This window comes from Bartonella sp. AA83SXKL, from assembly GCF_042196965.1.
In the GTDB taxonomy this organism is placed as follows: Bacteria; Pseudomonadota; Alphaproteobacteria; order Rhizobiales; family Rhizobiaceae; genus Bartonella.
Window position 1 is genome coordinate 272,658 of the sequence record NZ_JBHIRG010000001.1, and the last position, 18,082, is coordinate 290,739.

At 38.1% G+C, this 18,082-nt stretch carries 14 protein-coding genes; 10 read left to right on the forward strand and 4 right to left on the reverse strand.

The genetic code is table 11. From position 1 onward, the window contains the following. Positions 1 to 3 precede the first annotated feature (3 nt). The gene (locus ACFINO_RS00995; protein WP_375642809.1) at positions 4 to 480 is read left to right on the forward strand and encodes a YaiI/YqxD family protein; all 477 of its coding nucleotides are present in this window, start codon (positions 4 to 6) and stop codon (positions 478 to 480) included. 2 nt (positions 481 to 482) lie between these two features. Here the strand turns inward: ACFINO_RS00995 and ACFINO_RS01000 are convergent, their stop codons facing one another. Then, entirely contained in the window at positions 483 to 1,178 is a 696-nt protein-coding gene (locus ACFINO_RS01000) for a TlpA disulfide reductase family protein (RefSeq protein ID WP_375642810.1), read from the reverse strand. A 32-nt stretch (positions 1,179 to 1,210) separates the two neighbouring features. Between ACFINO_RS01000 and argH the strand changes: the two genes are divergently transcribed. The 5 genes from argH to ACFINO_RS01025 all read left to right on the forward strand — a co-directional run bounded on the left by argH (position 1,211) and on the right by ACFINO_RS01025 (position 7,680). Then, entirely contained in the window at positions 1,211 to 2,611 is a 1,401-nt protein-coding gene (gene argH / locus ACFINO_RS01005; protein WP_375654846.1) for an argininosuccinate lyase, read from the forward strand. Between the two features lie 51 nt (positions 2,612 to 2,662). Further along, positions 2,663 to 2,842, forward strand: a complete 180-nt coding sequence (locus ACFINO_RS01010; protein WP_375618333.1) for an LPS translocon maturation chaperone LptM — start codon at positions 2,663 to 2,665, stop codon at positions 2,840 to 2,842. A gap of 8 nt (positions 2,843 to 2,850) precedes the next feature. Next, positions 2,851 to 4,131 carry a diaminopimelate decarboxylase gene (gene lysA, locus ACFINO_RS01015; protein ID WP_375634328.1) on the forward strand — a complete coding sequence of 427 codons (1,281 nt, stop codon included), beginning with the start codon at positions 2,851 to 2,853 and terminating at the stop codon, positions 4,129 to 4,131. Between the two features lie 126 nt (positions 4,132 to 4,257). After that, complete coding sequence (locus ACFINO_RS01020) at positions 4,258 to 6,687, forward strand: TIGR02302 family protein (RefSeq protein WP_375642812.1); 2,430 nt, start codon at positions 4,258 to 4,260, stop codon at positions 6,685 to 6,687. 222 nt (positions 6,688 to 6,909) lie between these two features. After that, positions 6,910 to 7,680: a class I SAM-dependent methyltransferase gene (locus ACFINO_RS01025; protein ID WP_375632423.1), complete on the forward strand. Its 771-nt coding sequence runs from the start codon at positions 6,910 to 6,912 to the stop codon at positions 7,678 to 7,680. A gap of 912 nt (positions 7,681 to 8,592) precedes the next feature. On the opposite strand, the gene ACFINO_RS01030 is transcribed toward ACFINO_RS01025, so the two are convergent. From ACFINO_RS01030 to tsaD, 3 genes are all read right to left on the reverse strand, one after another. Further along, entirely contained in the window at positions 8,593 to 9,273 is a 681-nt protein-coding gene (locus ACFINO_RS01030; protein ID WP_375633600.1) for a response regulator transcription factor, read from the reverse strand. Between the two features lie 907 nt (positions 9,274 to 10,180). Further along, entirely contained in the window at positions 10,181 to 10,615 is a 435-nt protein-coding gene (locus tag ACFINO_RS01035; RefSeq protein ID WP_375654849.1) for an EVE domain-containing protein, read from the reverse strand. A 596-nt stretch (positions 10,616 to 11,211) separates the two neighbouring features. Further along, positions 11,212 to 12,306 (reverse strand): tRNA (adenosine(37)-N6)-threonylcarbamoyltransferase complex transferase subunit TsaD, encoded by a 1,095-nt coding sequence (gene tsaD / locus ACFINO_RS01040; protein ID WP_375633598.1) that lies wholly within the window; start codon positions 12,304 to 12,306, stop codon positions 11,212 to 11,214. A 305-nt stretch (positions 12,307 to 12,611) separates the two neighbouring features. On the opposite strand from tsaD, the gene ACFINO_RS01045 reads away from it, so the two are divergent. From ACFINO_RS01045 to ACFINO_RS01060, 4 genes are all read left to right on the forward strand, one after another. Continuing rightward, a complete protein-coding gene (locus ACFINO_RS01045; protein ID WP_375654851.1) occupies positions 12,612 to 13,796 on the forward strand; it encodes a COG4223 family protein in 1,185 nt (394 codons plus the stop codon). A gap of 11 nt (positions 13,797 to 13,807) precedes the next feature. Continuing rightward, positions 13,808 to 15,367 (forward strand): heme biosynthesis protein HemY, encoded by a 1,560-nt coding sequence (locus ACFINO_RS01050; RefSeq protein ID WP_375633596.1) that lies wholly within the window; start codon positions 13,808 to 13,810, stop codon positions 15,365 to 15,367. A 146-nt stretch (positions 15,368 to 15,513) separates the two neighbouring features. Next, positions 15,514 to 16,260: a glutamine amidotransferase gene (locus tag ACFINO_RS01055; RefSeq protein ID WP_375606037.1), complete on the forward strand. Its 747-nt coding sequence runs from the start codon at positions 15,514 to 15,516 to the stop codon at positions 16,258 to 16,260. Between the two features lie 796 nt (positions 16,261 to 17,056). Beyond that, positions 17,057 to 18,043, forward strand: a complete 987-nt coding sequence (locus ACFINO_RS01060; protein WP_375634907.1) for a DUF2125 domain-containing protein — start codon at positions 17,057 to 17,059, stop codon at positions 18,041 to 18,043. Positions 18,044 to 18,082 lie beyond the last annotated feature (39 nt).

Consider the following 18,082-nt stretch of genomic DNA (forward strand, 5'->3'; position numbering starts at 1 on the left):
GGTATGAGTATCCCAATAAAGCCTGCTATCACTTTGTTGATTGATGCAGATGCTTGTCCCGTAAAAGATGAAGTTTATCGTGTGATGAATCGTTATCAGCTTAAGACATTTGTTGTGGCAAATCGTTCTTTGTCCCTTCCAGATGAAGCACTCATTGAAAGAGTGGTCGTTTCTGGTGAATTCAATGGTGCTGATGATTGGATCGTAGAACATGTGCGTGAGGCAAGTATCGTTATTACCAGTGATATTCCTTTAGCAGCGCGGGTTGTGCAAGCTGGGGGTTTTTGTCTTTCGCCAACGGGGCGTATTTTTGATGTAAATTCAATTGGTCAGGCTTTGGCGATGCGCAATTTGATGGAAGATTTGCGTGGACAGGGCAGTATAATAGGTGGTCCCCGTCCTTTTTCTCGTAAAGACCGTTCTGCTTTTTTGTCAGCACTGGATCTTGTTATACAACGTTTAAAAAGACGCGGTTATTAAAGTTATAGGGCTTCTTTAATGACTGCTTTTATAAGTGCTTTGGCATCGTCATTGGCCCATGGAGCTACACCATTGAAAGAAGCAATGAGATATCCTTCTTTATCAATGAGCAATGTAATGGGGAGTCCTAAAGCGAGCCCCTGTTTTCTAACATTGTTGAAAATATCCATTGTTTCATCGCGATAGTAAAGCAAATTATCTGAATGAATATTCTGTAAAAATTGCTGAATTTTTTCAGGAGAAGCAGTTTTATCGATATTAATAGCTATGACATCAAAGTTTTCTCCACCTAATTCACGTTTTAATTGCGCAAGTTCAGGCATTTCTGTGCGGCAAGGTGCACACCAAATAGCCCATAGATTGACCAGCATTGGTTTTCCGGTAAATTCGCTGAGTGTGCGCTCTTTTCCTTGAATATCCTTGAAAGAGAGTTTATTCATATCTGAGAGCGTATCAGCAAATCGTATGTGGCTAAAAAAGCCTTTTGCTGCTTTTCGTATCGCCATCATTTTTTCTGCTCGTGCTTTATTAATGTTTATTTCTTGTGCTTGTGCTGCTGAAATGAAATTGAAAAGAAAAAACTCTCTTTTGGTATCGTAGTTTATGGTTGCGTATAAACTCAGTGCAATGATAAAGAATGCAAGGGAGAGTTGCCTTTTTTTATTGTTTTTTTCGCTGATGAAAATTTGAAAAATCATAATTTTGTCCTTTGGATGGGTGTTTTCAGAATATGACAGATGAGAAGTTAAAGAACCAAATGTGGGGTGGTCGGTTTGCGGCAGGTCCTGCTGCAATTATGGAAGAAATTAATGCCTCTATTGATTTTGATCAAAAACTTTATCGACAAGATATTGAAGGTTCTCTTTCTCATGCAGCTATGTTAGCGCAAACGAAAATCATTTCACAATCAGATTATGAAAAAATTGTTCATGGTTTGAAACTTATTCGCCAAGAAATTGAAGACGGTAAATTTGTTTTTTCACGAAAGCTTGAAGATATTCATATGAATATTGAAGCGCGGTTGAGTGCGTTGATTGGTCCTGTAGCAGGACGTTTGCATACGGCGCGTTCACGCAATGATCAAGTTGCTGTTGATTTTCGCTTGTGGGTACGTGAAGCAACGCAAAAAATAGCACAAGCTTTAAAAGGATTGATAGAGCAATTACTTATTCGCGCAGAACAACATGTTGATACCTTTATGCCAGGCTTTACGCATTTACAATTGGCTCAACCCGTAACATTGGGTCATTATATGATGGCTTATGTTGAAATGTTTGGTCGAGATTTATCGCGGATGCGTGATGCTGTTGAGCGAATGAATGAATCGCCTTTAGGGGCGGCTGCTTTAGCGGGGACAGGCTTTCCAATTGACCGTTTTATGACAGCAAAAGCGCTAGGCTTTCGGGAACCTACACGCAATTCAATTGATAGTGTTTCAGATCGTGACTTTGCATTGGAATTTTTAAGCGCTGGCGCTCTTTGTGCAACACATCTTTCGCGATTGGCGGAAGAAATTGTCCTTTGGTCAAGTGCACAGTTTTGTTTTATTCATTTATCAGATGCTTTTTCAACAGGGTCTTCCATTATGCCACAAAAGAGAAATCCTGATGCGGCAGAGTTAGTACGAGCGAAAGCAGGTCGATTGAATGGTGCACTTATGGGATTGTTAACGGTGATGAAAGGATTACCGCTTGCTTATTCAAAGGATATGCAAGAAGATAAGGAATATGTGTTTGATGGGGCTTTGAGTTTGGAATTATCACTAGCAGCAATGATAGGGATGATTGCTGATTTGAAAGTGAATAAAAAAGCCATGAAACAAGCAGCGGATTTAGGGTATGCAACAGCTACAGATTTTGCGGATTGGCTTGTACGCAATTTAGGGATTCCTTTTCGCAAAGCACATCACATCACAGGGTGTGCTGTGGCATTGGCAGAAAAAAAACAGTGTCGCCTTCATGATTTATCATTAGATGAACTTCAAGCAATTTGTCCTGATATCAATGCGACACTTTTTGATGTTTTGACCGTTGAAAAATCTGTTGAAAGTCGTAAAAGCTTTGGGGGAACAGCGCCTTCAGAGGTTCTTCGGCAAATTGCGTATTGGAAAAAGCGTCTCGTGAGCGCTTGAGTGATTGTATTTTAAAGGTAAAAAAGAAATCGAGATGAGGAAAGAGGACAAATGAAAATTATATTAAAGGGGTTGGTGATTGTCCTTTTGGGGGGCTTGGGTATTGTTGGGTGTGGGCGTAAAGGGTCATTAGAGTTACCTCCTTCAACAGGAGTGAATTCTTCACAAGGAACTTTTGTTTCTCAAGGCAAAACAGATAAACCTTTTATTCTTGATCGGTTAATACAATAGGAATTTTTATGCGTTTTTTTTCTTATCATCAGGGTGTGCTTCACGCTGAAGGTCTTTCTCTTTTGGAACTTGCGCGGGAAGTTGGAACACCTTTTTATTGTTATTCAGCTAGCGCAATCGTTGCACATTTTAAAGATTATCAGAATGCATTTCATGATATGCCGAGTTTAATTGCTTATGCGGTTAAAGCGAATTCCAATCAAGCAGTTTTACAACTTTTAGCTAACAATGGAGCGGGAGCTGATGTGGTCTCAGAAGGGGAATTACGGCGTGCACTTGCTGTTGGTATTCCTGCGCAGAATATTGTTTATTCTGGTGTTGGTAAAACAGTGAGAGAAATAGATTTTGCTCTTGCACAAGATATTTATTGTTTTAACGTTGAATCAGAGCCAGAACTTGAACAATTATCGGCGCGGGCTGCTGCGCTTTCAAAAACGGCTCGTATTTCTTTACGCATTAATCCTGATGTGGATGCTAAGACTCACAAGAAAATTACAACAGGTAAGTCTGAGAATAAATTTGGTATTCCACTGTCTTTGGCGGGTGATGCATATAAAAAAGCAGCCCAATTGCCCGGTCTTCATGTGTGTGGTGTTGATCTCCATATTGGCAGTCAAATTTGTGATTTAAAACCGTTTGAAGATGCATTTGTTATTGTTGCAGATTTTGTGCGTCAATTATGGAATAATGGTTATGCGATAACTCATATCGATATTGGGGGTGGGCTTGGTATTCCTTATGGTTATGAGCAGCATCCAGTACCTTCTCCTTTTGAGTATGCAGCACTGGTAAAGAAACATATTGCGCCTTTAGGGATCAATATTATCCTAGAACCTGGGCGTAGTATTGTTGGTGAAGCCGGTGTATTGGTAACATCGGTTGTGTATTTAAAAAAGGGGGAAGGACGAAATTTTGTTATTGTTGATGCGGCGATGAATGATTTCATGCGTCCAACGCTTTATGATGCGTGGCAAAATGTAATGCCAGTGAAAAAAACACCAGTAGATGCCCCTCTGATTAATGCTGATATTGTTGGTCCTATTTGTGAAACTGGTGATTATTTAGGCTTGGAACGTTCTTTACCAGTGTTGAAAGCGGGTGATGTTTTGATGTTAACAGGAGCAGGAGCTTATGGCGCAGTGATGGCAAGCACTTATAATAGTCGACTTTTGGTGCCGGAAGTTCTGGTTCAGGATACGCGTTATGCAGTCATTCGTCCACGCCTTGATTATGCACAATTGATAGGCTGTGATCATATTCCAGATTGGATTGAGCCCAAATTAGATTGAGCATTATTAAATATTTTGGGTCTTATTTTTACTAAACTTTGATGAAACAATTTATTTTCTAGAAATTGTTTTGTATGGGGTTTATGATCTTAATGCACCACGATAAAAGGGGATAAATGCTTGTTTATGAAAAATAAAAACATCAAAGGTTTTGCAATGAAGCTTTTGTGTGTGCGCATTTTGATGTGGGGGATCCTTTCATTTGAACGGATGTGGGTACGGTTGTTGCCATTTTTCCTCGTTCTTAGTCTCTTTTGTTCGTTTAGCTGGTTGGGACTTTTTGGTATTTTGGGCTATTGGTCACATTTGCTCTTACTTGGGGTTATACTTATTTGTGCTGGGGCGAGTTTATTTTTTCTTATTCGTTTTCGGTTTCCCACAATGCGGGAAGTAAATTGCCGCCTTGAACGCGTCAATGATCTTAGACATCAGCCTTTGAATATTCAGACAGATCGTTTATGTTCTGAAAATGATGAAGATTTTAGTGCTGTTATTTGGCGTGAACATCAACGCCGAATGGCAAAGCAATTATACCATTTAAAAACGGGATTTATCTCTCTTAATAGTGCGGATTATGATCCTTTGGCTTTGAGGGCTTTGTGTGCTCTTCTTTTTGTGTGCGCTTTTAGTTTTTCTTTTGGTTCACAAGGGGGGCGTTTGGCTGATGCCTTTGATTTTCGTCCTGTCGTTGATGAAAAACTCATGCGGATTGATGCTTGGGTAACACCACCTGCTTATACCGGTGTGGCACCGATTTATTTGACAAAAGATGAGAAAACACAACTAGAAATCCCTGAAGGGAGTAATGTTGTTGTGCGTGTTGTCAATGGGGCTGGCATTACAGTAAAAGCAAAGTCTGTAGAAGATGGGAGGGAAGTTTCGTTTTCAGAGAAAACGGAACAAACAGCTTTGAATGATCCAATTGTTCATTTTGAAACACATTTAAAGCATTCAATAAATTTATTTGTATCATCACGTCGTAAAAAACAGCAATGGCATTTGCAGATAATTAAGGACACGCTTCCAACAATTCATTGGTTGGAAAAACCAGGGAGGATTTTAACAGGATCATTGGAGTTACGATATGTGGTGGATGATGATTATGGTGTGACAAAGGCTTTTGTTGAAATAGAGCCTTTTCTTCCTCAGAATAAAAGTGCTTCTTCTCTTTATAATGCTCCGGAAATAGAGCTTCTTCTTCCGCGTGGTGGAAAGGGGAAAATGCGAATGGTGCAGGATATATCAGCGCATCCATGGGCGGGTTCGCAAGTCAAAATTACTTTGGTGGCAGAAGATGGTGCGGGGCAGAAAGGGCGTAGCAAAACTTTTGTTATGATATTACCACAGTGTGTTTTTTCGAATCCTGTTGCACGCGCAGTGGTTGAACTGCGTCGTTTATTAGCTCTTAATCCTTTAGCGCGAGAGCGGGTACTTGATATGCTTTCTGCTTTGCTTGTGCGTCCAGAAAAGGGGTTGCAAAATGCATCGCATTTTATTGTTCTACAAAGTGCGTGGACAAGACTTTCTTTAGCACAAACAGACGAGGATTTGCGCGATGTGGTGGATTATTTATGGCAAATTGCTTTGGGTATTGAAGGCAATCAACTTGAATCCGTGCAAAAAAAGTTAAAACAAGCACAAGCTGCTTTACGTGATGCATTGCGTTACGGTGCTTCAGCGGCAGAAATTGAACGGCTTATGGCAGATTTACGTCAAGCTATGGATGAGTATATTCGTGCTTTGGCTGAAAAAGCACCGGATAGTCAAGTTTCTAAAAATTCTAAAAGCTCAAAAAGTCCTAATCTTTCTGAAGCTACATTACAAGAAAAGCTAAATTTAATTGAGGAAATGGCTAAAACAGGCTCTTCTTTAGCAGCTGAACAACTCTTGGCGGAAGTTGAACAGACGCTTGATCATTTGCATGTGCAAAAAGGCAATCAAAATGAGGGAGAAAAAAGCCAATCTGCACAAATGAAAGAAAAGATGGACCAGCTTGGAGATTTAATGCGTCGTCAGCAAGAAATTCTCAATGAAACACATCAGTTAGAGATGGAACAAAAACGCGGAGAAAATGTACCGGAAACACAAAAAAAATCTTTAAAAAAACGTCAAGCTGAATTGCAATCTGAATTATCAACATTAGAAAAAGAATTATCAGAACGAGGATTTGAAACAGGGGGCGCATTGAAAAGGGCAGAAGAAAAAATGAATTCTGCGGAAAATGCGCTTGATAATGGAAATCATCAGGTATCTATACAAAATCAGTCTGATGCTTTGGAATCTTTGAGGCAAGGTGCACAAAATGTTTTGAAAAAAATGCGCGAAACACTTAAAGAAACGGGAGATGAGCAAAATGCTGATTCTGGTCCTAAAGATCCGTTAGGACGTCCACTTTCTTCAAAAACAGATGAAGAACAAGAAGGCGAGGCACTACCACAAGAAAGTGATCAAATGCGTACGCGGCAGATTTTGGATGAAATTCGCAAACGTCTTGGTAAAGAGCATCTTTCAGAAGAAGAAAAAAACTATCTTGAAAGATTGCTTCATTTTAATTAACCAGTGTTGGCTTTTTTCTTAATTGATGTCAAAAACAGTGTATGAAGAACCTCTATGGGGTTTATCTCCAAAAAAATGATTAAAGTGCTTGTAAGGCAATAATCATCCTGTTGTACTGATTTTTTAATCATTTAAGTTTAAAATATGCAATATTGAAATGTTCGCTATTGCGGAAAAAAAGCAGAAGTCCATATAGGTTTGGTATATGAAAATCTGTAATGTTTGAAATTTGTTTCTACATGGTATGTTGAGTTGGATATCGTTACGCTGAAAGATTTTTATGCTTCTGCACTTGGACTACGTGTGCAAAAGACGCTGTGTGACCAATTGAATTTATGGTGGCCTGATCTTACGGATAAACGGATTATGGGATTGGGTTATGCACTTCCTTATCTTTCTACATTGCGTGAACGTGCCCAACAATGTTTTGCTTTTATGCCTGCTGCTCAGGGTGTTTCGCCTTGGCCTTGTTCTGAGCAAGTTGCTACAGCGCTTGTTTTTGAAGAAGATTTGCCGCTTCCTGATGCGTCAGTTGACTGTATTTTATTAGTACATGCATTAGAATATACAGAAAATTCATTTGAAACGTTGAATGAAATATGGCGTGTTTTAGCACCCAATGGCCACTTGATCGTTATTGTACCTAATCGCTCTGGCTTTTGGGCGCGCAATATTACTACGCCCTTTGGTTATGGCGAACCCTATAGTCGGCAACAAATTACTCGTTTGTTCGAAAAAACAAATTTTGTTTCTGGGCCAATACAAGAAATTGTACACTATATGCCCTCTACGGGGTATTTTTCGCGGTTGTTCTCATTTTTTTACGAGCCATTTGCTCGCTATCTTTTGCCTTATTTTGGTGGACTCTTAATGTGTCAGGCACAAAAACGTGTTTATCAGGGTTTGCTCGTACAGCGTCGTCAGTCGCGACGTATTTTTATTCCTGCTTTATCGCCACAGACAAGAAATATTTTAATTTATAAAGATAATTAATCATTTTGTCATTGTCATAAGAACCGCAAGTATAGAAGGATTCTCTTATTTCAATTTTTTGCATTTACAATTTAAAAATATTCTTTTGTACATTAATATGTGGAATTGGTATGTGAATAAAAATCTCAAGTATCTATATACCGAACCATATTTCATGAATAGTGGAAACATTTTAAAAGAAAAAAATGCTGGTATCTTCGTAAAAATAGCAGAGATCCAAGGGATCTTGCATAATATGGTTTATGGTGGTTAAAAACTGTACAAGGAAGGATTAAAATGCTTCTTATGAACCATCTCAAGTATCAAGGGCTCCTCTGCAACATCTAGATCTAACATAAGTGTGTGATGGTGCTGGCTTATTCTTTTATAAACGTAAAGATGGTGGTGCTCAGTGGCTTTATCGTTAGGATAAACATTTAGCGTTATATCATTAATTATATAACCTCTTAAGAGGAGATAAAATCATAAAGAATAGAAGAAAATTATAAAGATAAAAAACATCTCTCAATTTAGGCTAGTGAATGTGAGATAAAGCAGTGCGTGGAGCGGTTTTTCTGAAAAAATAATCATAAATAGCACTCATCTAAAGATGATAGTTATGATCAAGAATGTTGCTAAAAGATATCACGATTATTTATATGCGAAACATATTAAAAACTTTAGAAAGAACAAAAGCATGTGAAACAGAAGTTACAAAGTATATCGTGAGGGTTGAAAGCATTTTTGTTTTTGGTTCTCATGTTGGAATATTTCGTTTTTTATTCATAATGTTATATATTTTGTCATAAGAGTACAGATAAGAGTAAGTTCTATGTATATGTAATAGCATTCGAATTATACGTGAAGTTTTTTCATCTCGTTTCTGTTTTCATTTAGGATATTAAAATTATTTTTGAAACAGAAAATCTCGAATTAAAGATTTAAACGGTAACCATTTTGATCTGTTATGAGAATTTGCGCATTGGACGGATCGTTTTCGATTTTTTGTCGCAAACGATAGATATGGGTTTCTAAAGTATGGGTGATAATATTTTCATTATATCCCCAAACTTGTTCTAACAATGTTTCACGGCTGACAATTTTATCATTGGCATGATAGAGACATTTAAGGATCGCTGCTTCTTTTTCTGTGAGACAGATTTTATTGTTGCATTGATCAAGAAGAAGTTTTTGTCTTAGTTTAAAAGTATAGGGACCAATATGAAAGGTTGCGTCTTCATTTTGTTCATATTGGCGCAACTGTGCCCGAATTCTCGCTAATAGCACCGCAAAGCGAAAGGGTTTTGTTACATAATCATTGGCGCCTGTTTCAAGATCTAAAATATTATCACAGTCTGTATCATAATTTGTTATCATGATAATGGGGGCACGAAATCCTTGGGTGCGTAATTGTTTAACGGCTTTGTAGCCATCAAGATCAGGAAGTTGAAATCCCAAAATAGTGAGATCAATATTTTCTTCTTGGATTATTCTCATTCCCGCTTCTGCTGTTTTTGCTTGGAAAATTTTAAACTCTTGATGCATTTGAAATTGTTCTACTAAAATGGGGCGTAGATCATCGTCTTCAACGATTAAAAGAGTATAGTGGTTCATGTTTTTCCTTATAGGCATGTTGATGCACTGATTGATATAGTTTCATGAAAAATGAGATTTCATGCAAGAAAAATTAAAAGAGGAAAATTAAAAAAGAACGCTTCTAAAAAATAAACTTTTATAATTTCTAATGGTTGCTTGCTGAAAAGAAGGTATTCCGTCTGCAGAGTATTTTACGTATTGGTTGGAAGCGTTTTTTATGTTCTAGAACGTGTTTTAGCTATTGAGTGTCATTATCTTTACGCTTATGGAGAAACAAGCTAGCACTATCATTCACTTTGCCAGCTCGTGGGTGTTGCGGACAGTCCTTGGCACTTGAGACGATTCATAGGAGGAATTTTTAGTGCTTTCTTTCACGTTTTTTATCTATATGGGACTTTCTCCGCTTAGAATGTGCAAGCAAATAGCTTTTGATTGATTCAATATAAAACAGGTTGGGAATGAGAGAATCCTGCGGTATGAGGCGCACTCGTCCAACATGCAAAACAATAAACACGCAATATGATTCGTTTTTTAAGTGTGAAGAGAATTGTGCAACACCTAGCACATATGCACTGTTTAGGAGAATTTCACGATCATTTTTATTGTTTTTTATCCACGTTCAGTTTTGTTTTTTCGTTGCATTTGTGTGCGAAGGGGGCTGTGTGTTATGTTCGTGGTGTTGCTTATTATAATTGTTGAGTAAGCCTTGCCTTTAGCAATGCCGAAAAGATGCATCATAAAGAGGTTTTTTGTGTAATTTGGAAGGAGACTGTATTGAGAAAGAGTGCAGGATAAAAAATGACAAAGAAAAATATCATATTTATGCATTTAGCATGAGAATACCTCAACAGAAGGATGTGTTGAGCTTATTCTTCTGCGCTATGAAGCATCTTTTTATATGAGTTAATGAATAAAAATTATTGTTTTAAGATAAAAGCATTTCCTCCTTAAGGTTGCCCATTAAACAGACTTCTTTCCATTCATCTTCTGTTACGGGTTGCACTGATAAGCGGCTGGCTTTGACCAGCACCATATTTGCTAGTTTGGGATTGGCTTTAATTTGTTTTAATGAAACAGGTGTTGGCATGTCACAAAGTGCACGGATGTCCACACATTCCCAGCGTGGATCAGAGCTTGTAGAATCAGGGTGCGCTTCAGTACATATTTCTACAATTCCTACAATTTCTAAACCTTTATTTGAATGATAAAAAAAACCTTTATCACCATATTTCATAGCGCGCATATTGTTACGGGCTTGATAATTGCGTACACTATCCCATTGTTCGCCATCAGCTCCTTTTTTCTTTTGCATCTCCCATGACCATTTATGGGGTTCAGATTTAAAAAGCCAATAAGCCATGAGTTCTCCTTTTTCATAGACTGTTATGCATTTTTATAAGCATCTTTGTAATACCATCAACGATGATTTTTAAAATGGGGTAAAGAACGACTATTATCTATTTTTTCTTGTTTCAAAATAATGTGTAGTAGAGAGACACGCTCCATTGATATTTCATGTTGTATAAAAGTATTTTGCTCTTTGCTTATCTTTTCAGCTATGGTTTGAAATGCGGTTACTATAAGAGTTTGTTGGAAAAAATTAAGAAAATTGGTTCTAAAAAGCTTTAAGATTACAATGACAATGAAACGAATAAATGATCAAAGATGATGAGGTCAACGAATGGCATTCATATCTATGCTTCGTGGGAGAGAGTAGATCTTATTATGCTGTAAAATACCGTCATTTGAAGTGTAATGATATAAGGCAGTTTTTTGAAACATGAAGTTTTTAAGAATGTGTGGTGAATATTTAGGTTTACGTGTCGATCTTTGGGTTAAGTGAATTGTGTTAGTGGGAAGCAGGTGGAATCTGCTCGATAGAGAATTCGGACTATCTATAGACCGGATTGAGTAGAAATCTTCGTTCTTTAAGATGTGTGTAGGACGTCAATTTTATTATGCTTTTGTTCCACGGCGTCCCATCCCGATCAAGGGCGGGGCTTTTTCATCTAATGGCCAGCGTGAGCGGGGTGCAATGTCAAGAGAGTTTGTTTCTCCTCGTACGAGTTTTTGTGCACCGGCAAAAGCAATCATTGCAGCATTATCGGTACACAAGGAAAGAGGAGGGGCTATAAATTCAAAACCATGTTGATGGGCAAGTTCTTGCAACTTAGAGCGAATGGCTTGGTTTGCGGCAACACCGCCTGCGACAACCAAAGCAGGAGAACGCTTTTCTTGATCATGAGAGAGAGGATATTGGTGGGCAAAGTGTTGTAGGGCTAGGTGAATACGATCATGTATTGTATCGGTCACGGCGGCTTGAAAACTTGCGGCAATGTCAGCAATATCATTTTCTGTAAGGGGAGCTATGGCTGTTGCGGCTTGTCGAACAGCAGTTTTGAGTCCTGAAAAAGAAAAGTCTAACCGTTTTTCACCTTTTAAAGGTCGTGGAAGAGGGATGCGATTTTTATCACCAAATAAAGCTGCTTTTTCAAGTGCTGGTCCACCAGGATAAGGAAGACCTAAAAGTTTTGCTGTTTTATCAAAGGCTTCTCCTAATGCATCATCAATGGTGGTTCCTAAACGCTGGTAGTTACCTACTCCATGAACAAGGATTGTTTGTGTATGGCCACCTGAAACTAAAAGTAATAAATAAGGAAAGTTGACATTGTGCGTCAACACGGCTGTTAAAGCATGTCCCTCTAAGTGATTTACGGCAATAAATGGTTTTCCAGTAGCAAGAGAGAGTGCTTTTGCGCTCATAACCCCTACCAACAATCCTCCTATCAAACCAGGTCCACTGGTGGCTGCAATGCCATCAATATCTTTTAATTTTGTGTTTGCTTCTGTTAGTGCTTGTAGAATTAAATGATCAAGAACTTCAACATGGGCACGAGCAGCAATTTCAGGAACAACACCGCCGTAAGGTGCATGGTGATCAATTTGACTCCAAACAACATTGGAAAGAATTCGACTGTTTGCTTCATTGTTATATTCAATGACAGCCGCTGCCGTTTCATCACAACTTGTTTCTATTCCCAGCAGACGCATTTTAAACAAAACCTTATATTGAAGCTTCTTTCCTGCGTGCGTACCATGAACAGAAAAAGATGCAAAGTATTTCTCTTAGAATTGTTTTTTCTATGAAAAATATGTGTTTTGGCATTTTCTTTGAATTTTATGATATCGTTGATTAAAAAATAAAGCTGTATTTTCGAGTATAAAATGCAATTTTTTTTAAAACTTGTCTATTAAAGGCGATAATTGTAAATATTATTGAGAAAAGCTGCATTTTTAAAACTTTTTTCATTTTATTATTTTATCATTAAAAAAAGTGTGCACGAAAAGTGACAGAGATGGTCGATTCTTCAAAACCAAAAGTTAAACCACATTATGTTGGTACGCGCCGTAAGAAACCAGTTATTGAACATGAAGCTGTTCCCCATGATTCAGAGGAAAAAATCCATAATTCTGTAGAAGCTCAGGCGCGAGAAAAACAGAATATGCAAGGTCAGGATAAAAGTATCTCTAGTACAACTTGGCTTTTCTTATCCCTTTCTGGGATTTTGGGGGGATTCATTGCTTTGGGAATTTTTATGGGGCTTCAATGGGCTGGTTTTTTTCCTTCTCCTTTTGTGGAAAATTCTGCTGGAGGAGAAAAAGCGTTGCAGATTGCTGAAGCCGCAAAAAGTCAAGGTGAAGACACAAAGGAACAATTGAGGCGGGTCTTTCAAGAAATTGATACGTTAAAAACAGAGTTTTCTTCTTTTCCATCACAACAGTTTAAAACAACGAAAAATGATGAACTATCGAAAGAAGAAAGCAAAAAAGCTTTTGCGATTTTAGAGGAAAAAGTAAAAGCTCTTGAAGAAACTGTACAAACTTTTGTTAGAAAGTCGAAAGATATAGAGACGGCTTTGTCTGTTGGGCAGAGCAATGCAAATAATTTTTCTGCGTTAAAACAACAGTTAGAAGCACTACAGGAAGAAACTGCTGTTAAAAATAGTGAGGAAAAAGAAATAGATACCGCGCTCTTTACTGCAATTAGTTCATTAAAAAATGCTGTAGAGCGTGGTGGATCTTATAATAATGAATTAAAGCTGTTGCGGCAATTATCGCCTTCGATTAATGGACTTGATGTGTTGCAAAAAACAGCTACTGTGGGTCTTCCAAGTTCAGTACAACTTTCAGTTGATTTTGCTCATGTTGCTGATGCAATTGTTGGTACGCAAAATCTTGTTGCGTCAGATGCTGGTTTTTTTGACCGAATTTTAGCGTGGATAAAAGGGCTCATTGTTTCGCGACCGATTGGAAATGTTGAAGGGACAACGCTGGGGGCTATTGCGGCACGCATGGAAGTTGCCATTCAAGCTGGTGATTACGAAAAGGCTTTGAGCGAATGGCAATCATTGCCCCAAAGTGCAAAAGATGTTTCAATGGATTTTGTTAAGCAGCTTGAAAGACATATTGCTATTCAACAGTTGTTGCAGCAATTGTTATTGTCTGTGCAACAAGGATCTTTTAAAGCAACAAAGATGTAAATAGGCCCAAGATGATACGTGTTTTTATTTATATTTTTGTTGTTTGTATCCTCGGTTTAGCTTTCACGTGGGTTGCTAATCACAATGGTATTTTTGTTCTCACATTTTTGCATTTCAGATTTTCTGCTTCATTGCTTACAGTGTTAAGTGTGCTTATTTTGTTTTTTGTAACGCTGGTGCTTTTATGGTGGTTATTGTCTTTCTTTTTTTCCATACCGAGTGCTCTTTCCAATTATTTTTATAAACGCCATCAAAAGCGTGGTTACAAAGCTCTTTCAAAGGGGATTCTTGCAACTTTTGCTGGTGATAGTATGGTTGCGCAAAAAATGGAAGCACGGGTTGCTAAATATCTTGCAGGAAAACAAGAGCCATTGGTAAAACTCTTACAAGCGCAAATCTTGTCTTTACAAAATGACTCTGTTCGCGCCATCGGACTTTATGAAGAGATGAGAAAGGAAGATCCGACAAAACTGGTTGGACTTTATGGTTTGTTTCGTGAAGCGATGAAGAGTAAAGCTTATGAGGCAGCACAACAATATGCCGAAGAGGCACTGACTTTATCGCCAGCACTTTTATGGGCGCATCAGGCGGTGCTTGATCGGTTAAGTACTGAGGGTAAATGGGATAAGGCACTTACTATTTTTGAAAGAACGCAAAAAGCTCTCCCGCGTTCTATTCGCGCGACTCCAGAGCGGCAGCATATACAGGTTTTACTACTAAGTGGGCAGGCACTTTCTTTGTTTGATACACATCCTGTACAAGCACGTGAAGCTATTTTGAAAGCCCATAAATTGGCGCCTGATTTTGTTCCAATAATAGTTATTGCTGCTGATATTCTTTATAAATTAAACGAAACGCGTAAAGCGGATAAAATGATTATAGCGGCTTGGCAAAAGGAGCCTCATCCTGATTTGGGACCGCTTTATCTTGAAAGAGAAGAAGGAGCCATTGGGCGATTGAAAAGGGCTAAGACACTTGCTTCTTATAATAAAGATGCATTTGAGTCGGCTTTCCTTATTGCTAAAGCAGCTTTGGATGCTGGTGAAACAGCATTAGCAAGAGAGAAGGCACAAAAAGCATTACAATGTCATCCACGGGAAAGTGTTTATTTATTGTTGGCAGATATTGAAGAGGCACAGGGAAACAATCAAGGTGCTGTGCGTCAATGGCTTTCTTTAGCACTTCGTGCTGAACGTGATCCAGTGTGGATGTGTGATGGGTCCATTTTTTCTTCTTGGTCAGCGGTTTCTCCAATCAGTGGACGTTTGGGCTGTTTTGAATGGAAGGCGCCTCCTTGTATGCCTTCTCTCACATTAGAGGCGGACAATATTGTGTCGAAAAGGCAAGACAAAGAGTATGTTATGGGAAAAAGTGATGATGTTGGAGATAAGAAGCTTGAAAAATTAACACCTATAGATGATTCTCTTTTGCATAATGCGCAGGTGGAGAAACAAGATATAAAAGAAAAAGATGTAAAAATGTTCAGTCAAACTCACTTAAATGTTGATGATCCAGGGGTTAAAACAGAAGAAGAAACATCTTTATCGAGGAAAAAATTTCGTTTATTTTAAATTGCACCAATGTGATAATACGAATGTTTTCTCAGAAGAAACAATTGACCTAGAAGAAAAAATATCGTTAGTCTTATCCAATAAAATTATTCTCTTATGTTTTAAAAATAAAGTTTTGCTTGGTAGCAGAGGTGATTGGTTAAAAAATGTTTTTAAATCAGAGATGTCTTGATAAAAAACAAAAAAATAACAAACCAAGGATTGCTGTCGTTATTCATCGGCGCTCTACCTATACTGGTCGTTTGGGAAAATTTTTACAACAAAATGGTTTTGTTCTTGATATTTATCGTCCTATTTTTGGACAAAAACTCCCTGATACATTAGAGCATTATGCCGGCGTTGTTATTTTAGGGGGACCGATGAGTGTGAATGACAGCGAAGCCTATATTGGTGAGGAAATTGATTGGATTTCGTTATCACTAAAGGAAAATAAGCCTTTTTTGGGTATTTGTCTTGGAGCACAAATGTTAGCGCGAAATCTAGGGGGGCGCGTTGGTACAAGAAGTGATGGGACTGTTGAAGTCGGCTGGTATCCACTAGAAGCAACCCCACAAGGGAAGGAATTGATGAATTGGCCAGAGATGGTCTACCATTTCCATGATGAAGGTATTTATGATTTACCGAAAGAGGCAATGCTTTTGGCAACAGGGAATACATATCCTACACAAGCTTTTCGTTATGGAAACAATGCATGGGGCTTGCAGTTTCATGCTGAATTTACACGCGCTATGATGCGGCGTTTGGTCGTGCGTTCGGCACATAAATTGACTGAAAAAGGTGCTCAACCTGCTTGTGCACATTTGAAAGGTCGTTTAATCTATGATCGAGCTTTGAGCCAATGGTTTGAAAGCGCATTACACCAGATTTTTTGTACACCGCCCGTACTTGTGTGATTGTTGACAAAGCATTGATTTATATAGGTAATTCACGGTTTTGTATATTGAATGAGAACCCCGAATATAGTAAGGTTTTCTCATTCCAAATCTGTGTATGTTGACTCAATAAAAACTTCTTGCTTGCATGTCACAAGTGGGGCTGGCGTGTGGGCAAAAACTGTATAAGAAAAGACTAAAAATGCTTCTTATGAACTGTCTTAAGTGTCAAGGGTTGTCGCAACATTTGGGGGCTAGCCAAATATAATGATGGTGCTGGCTTGGCTCCTCCATAAGCGTAAAGATGGGGGGCTCAATGGCTTTATCGTTAAGAGACACTATTCATTATCATTTTTGTTGTGCTGTAAACAGTATGGTTTAAGGCAGAGGTAGAAAATCTATGTAAAACTTTACACATGAGGTGTTTTTTGTTAAAGGGTGTAATGGGTTTTTTTTAAGAAAATCTTGTTTATTAAGCTTATGAGATACTATACTTTAGAACGATGTATAGGGGCTTCTTGAAGTGATCAGTAGATAAAATCCGATCGATTAAGAAGTTGGATTGTGTATAAACTGAACGTGGTTGGGAATCTTTATCCTTTTTAGGGTGGGGAGGAAGTTAAGAGATAAAGAAAGTTTGAATATTGTCTAAATCCTTTCAAATACTATCATCACAAAAAAGTTTTTCTTTGAGTTATTTAATTTGTGGGCTCTTTTGTCTTGCTCTGATATTTATTTATAGCGCACTCTGGTTTTTTTTTCACGTAAAATAGAAGACTATGTTTCTGATATATTCACAAAAGTATCTTCCCATAATATGGCGGCGGTATGTGAGAATGTGCACAAGGATGGTTATCCTTTACGTGTCGGTGTTGTTTGTGACAAGTTTCAATTTTCTTGGCCTTTACATGGGGTTTCTTTATCGACGGGGCGTTTGACAGCTGGTGCACCAATTTACGCACCTCATTTGGTCGAGTTTAATGTTCATTCTCCTGCATTAATTGTTTTTTCCGGAAAAACTCCCATAGTATCGCATTGGCGCAATTTGGTGATTGAAACAGAGCCTTATTGGAAAACGGGTAAAACATTGAAATTTATAGCTGAAGGGCTTGATATTTCATCTTTTTCCTCTTCCCCTGAAGATCAAAAGCTTCAAGAAGCATTAAGAGCACAAACGGCAGATAAAAAAACGACACAAGAAAATATTGAAGATCCGGCATCTTTGCAAAATACGCATGACGTGATTATTCAGCCGTTAGAGCCACAAGATATGCCTCAAAAAATAACGGCAGAATTTTTGCGTTTTGATCTAAAACATGAAAAGAATAATTTATCGGGACATATAACTTTTGACGGTTTTGATGCTTCTCCTTTTTTAAAATCTTCTTTTGTTGATATTCCTAAAATTGATGGCAATTTGAAATGGATTTTAAATGACATCTCTTTTCAGTCTGAAGATGAAGAAAAAAATTGGCAACAGCGACTGTATGGAAAAAGTGGACTTTTAAAGCAAGGTGAATTGACTTTTCATACAGGTGGTGCAGTGCGTATTAGTGGACCTTTTTCTTTTGATGATGAAGGATATTTGACAGCAAAATTTGAACTTGTCCTTATTCAGTCCATGAAGCTTCTTGACACTCTGCAGCACTTATTTCCCGCGCAAGCCAATAATCTTCAAGCGTTATTTTTTATTTTGGGTGTTTTGCCTAAAAATGCGGACGGCACTCCCGTTCTTTCCTTGCTCATTAACAATGGGTGGGTAAAATTAGGCTTTTTAAAACTTGGTCGTCTTGCTCCGCTTTAGGTGTTGTACCAAAGTCTTTTTTCATTTTTACTACCAAAT

Bases quoted from the DNA above. Each gene is read 5' to 3' on its own strand.
- ACFINO_RS01035 (WP_375654849.1), bottom strand. From the start codon at position 10,615: ATGGCTTATTGGCTTTTTAAATCTGAACCCCATAAATGGTCATGGGAG.
- argH (WP_375654846.1), top strand. From the start codon at position 1,211: ATGACAGATGAGAAGTTAAAGAACCAAATGTGGGGTGGTCGGTTTGCG.
- lysA (WP_375634328.1), top strand. From the start codon at position 2,851: ATGCGTTTTTTTTCTTATCATCAGGGTGTGCTTCACGCTGAAGGTCTT.
- ACFINO_RS01050 (WP_375633596.1), top strand. From the start codon at position 13,808: ATGATACGTGTTTTTATTTATATTTTTGTTGTTTGTATCCTCGGTTTA.
- ACFINO_RS01030 (WP_375633600.1), bottom strand. From the start codon at position 9,273: ATGAACCACTATACTCTTTTAATCGTTGAAGACGATGATCTACGCCCC.
- ACFINO_RS01020 (WP_375642812.1), top strand. From the start codon at position 4,258: ATGAAAAATAAAAACATCAAAGGTTTTGCAATGAAGCTTTTGTGTGTG.
- ACFINO_RS01045 (WP_375654851.1), top strand. From the start codon at position 12,612: ATGGTCGATTCTTCAAAACCAAAAGTTAAACCACATTATGTTGGTACG.
- ACFINO_RS01055 (WP_375606037.1), top strand. From the start codon at position 15,514: ATGTTTTTAAATCAGAGATGTCTTGATAAAAAACAAAAAAATAACAAA.
- ACFINO_RS00995 (WP_375642809.1), top strand. From the start codon at position 4: ATGAGTATCCCAATAAAGCCTGCTATCACTTTGTTGATTGATGCAGAT.
- ACFINO_RS01060 (WP_375634907.1), top strand. From the start codon at position 17,057: ATGGCGGCGGTATGTGAGAATGTGCACAAGGATGGTTATCCTTTACGT.
- ACFINO_RS01000 (WP_375642810.1), bottom strand. From the start codon at position 1,178: ATGATTTTTCAAATTTTCATCAGCGAAAAAAACAATAAAAAAAGGCAA.
- ACFINO_RS01010 (WP_375618333.1), top strand. From the start codon at position 2,663: ATGAAAATTATATTAAAGGGGTTGGTGATTGTCCTTTTGGGGGGCTTG.
- tsaD (WP_375633598.1), bottom strand. From the start codon at position 12,306: ATGCGTCTGCTGGGAATAGAAACAAGTTGTGATGAAACGGCAGCGGCT.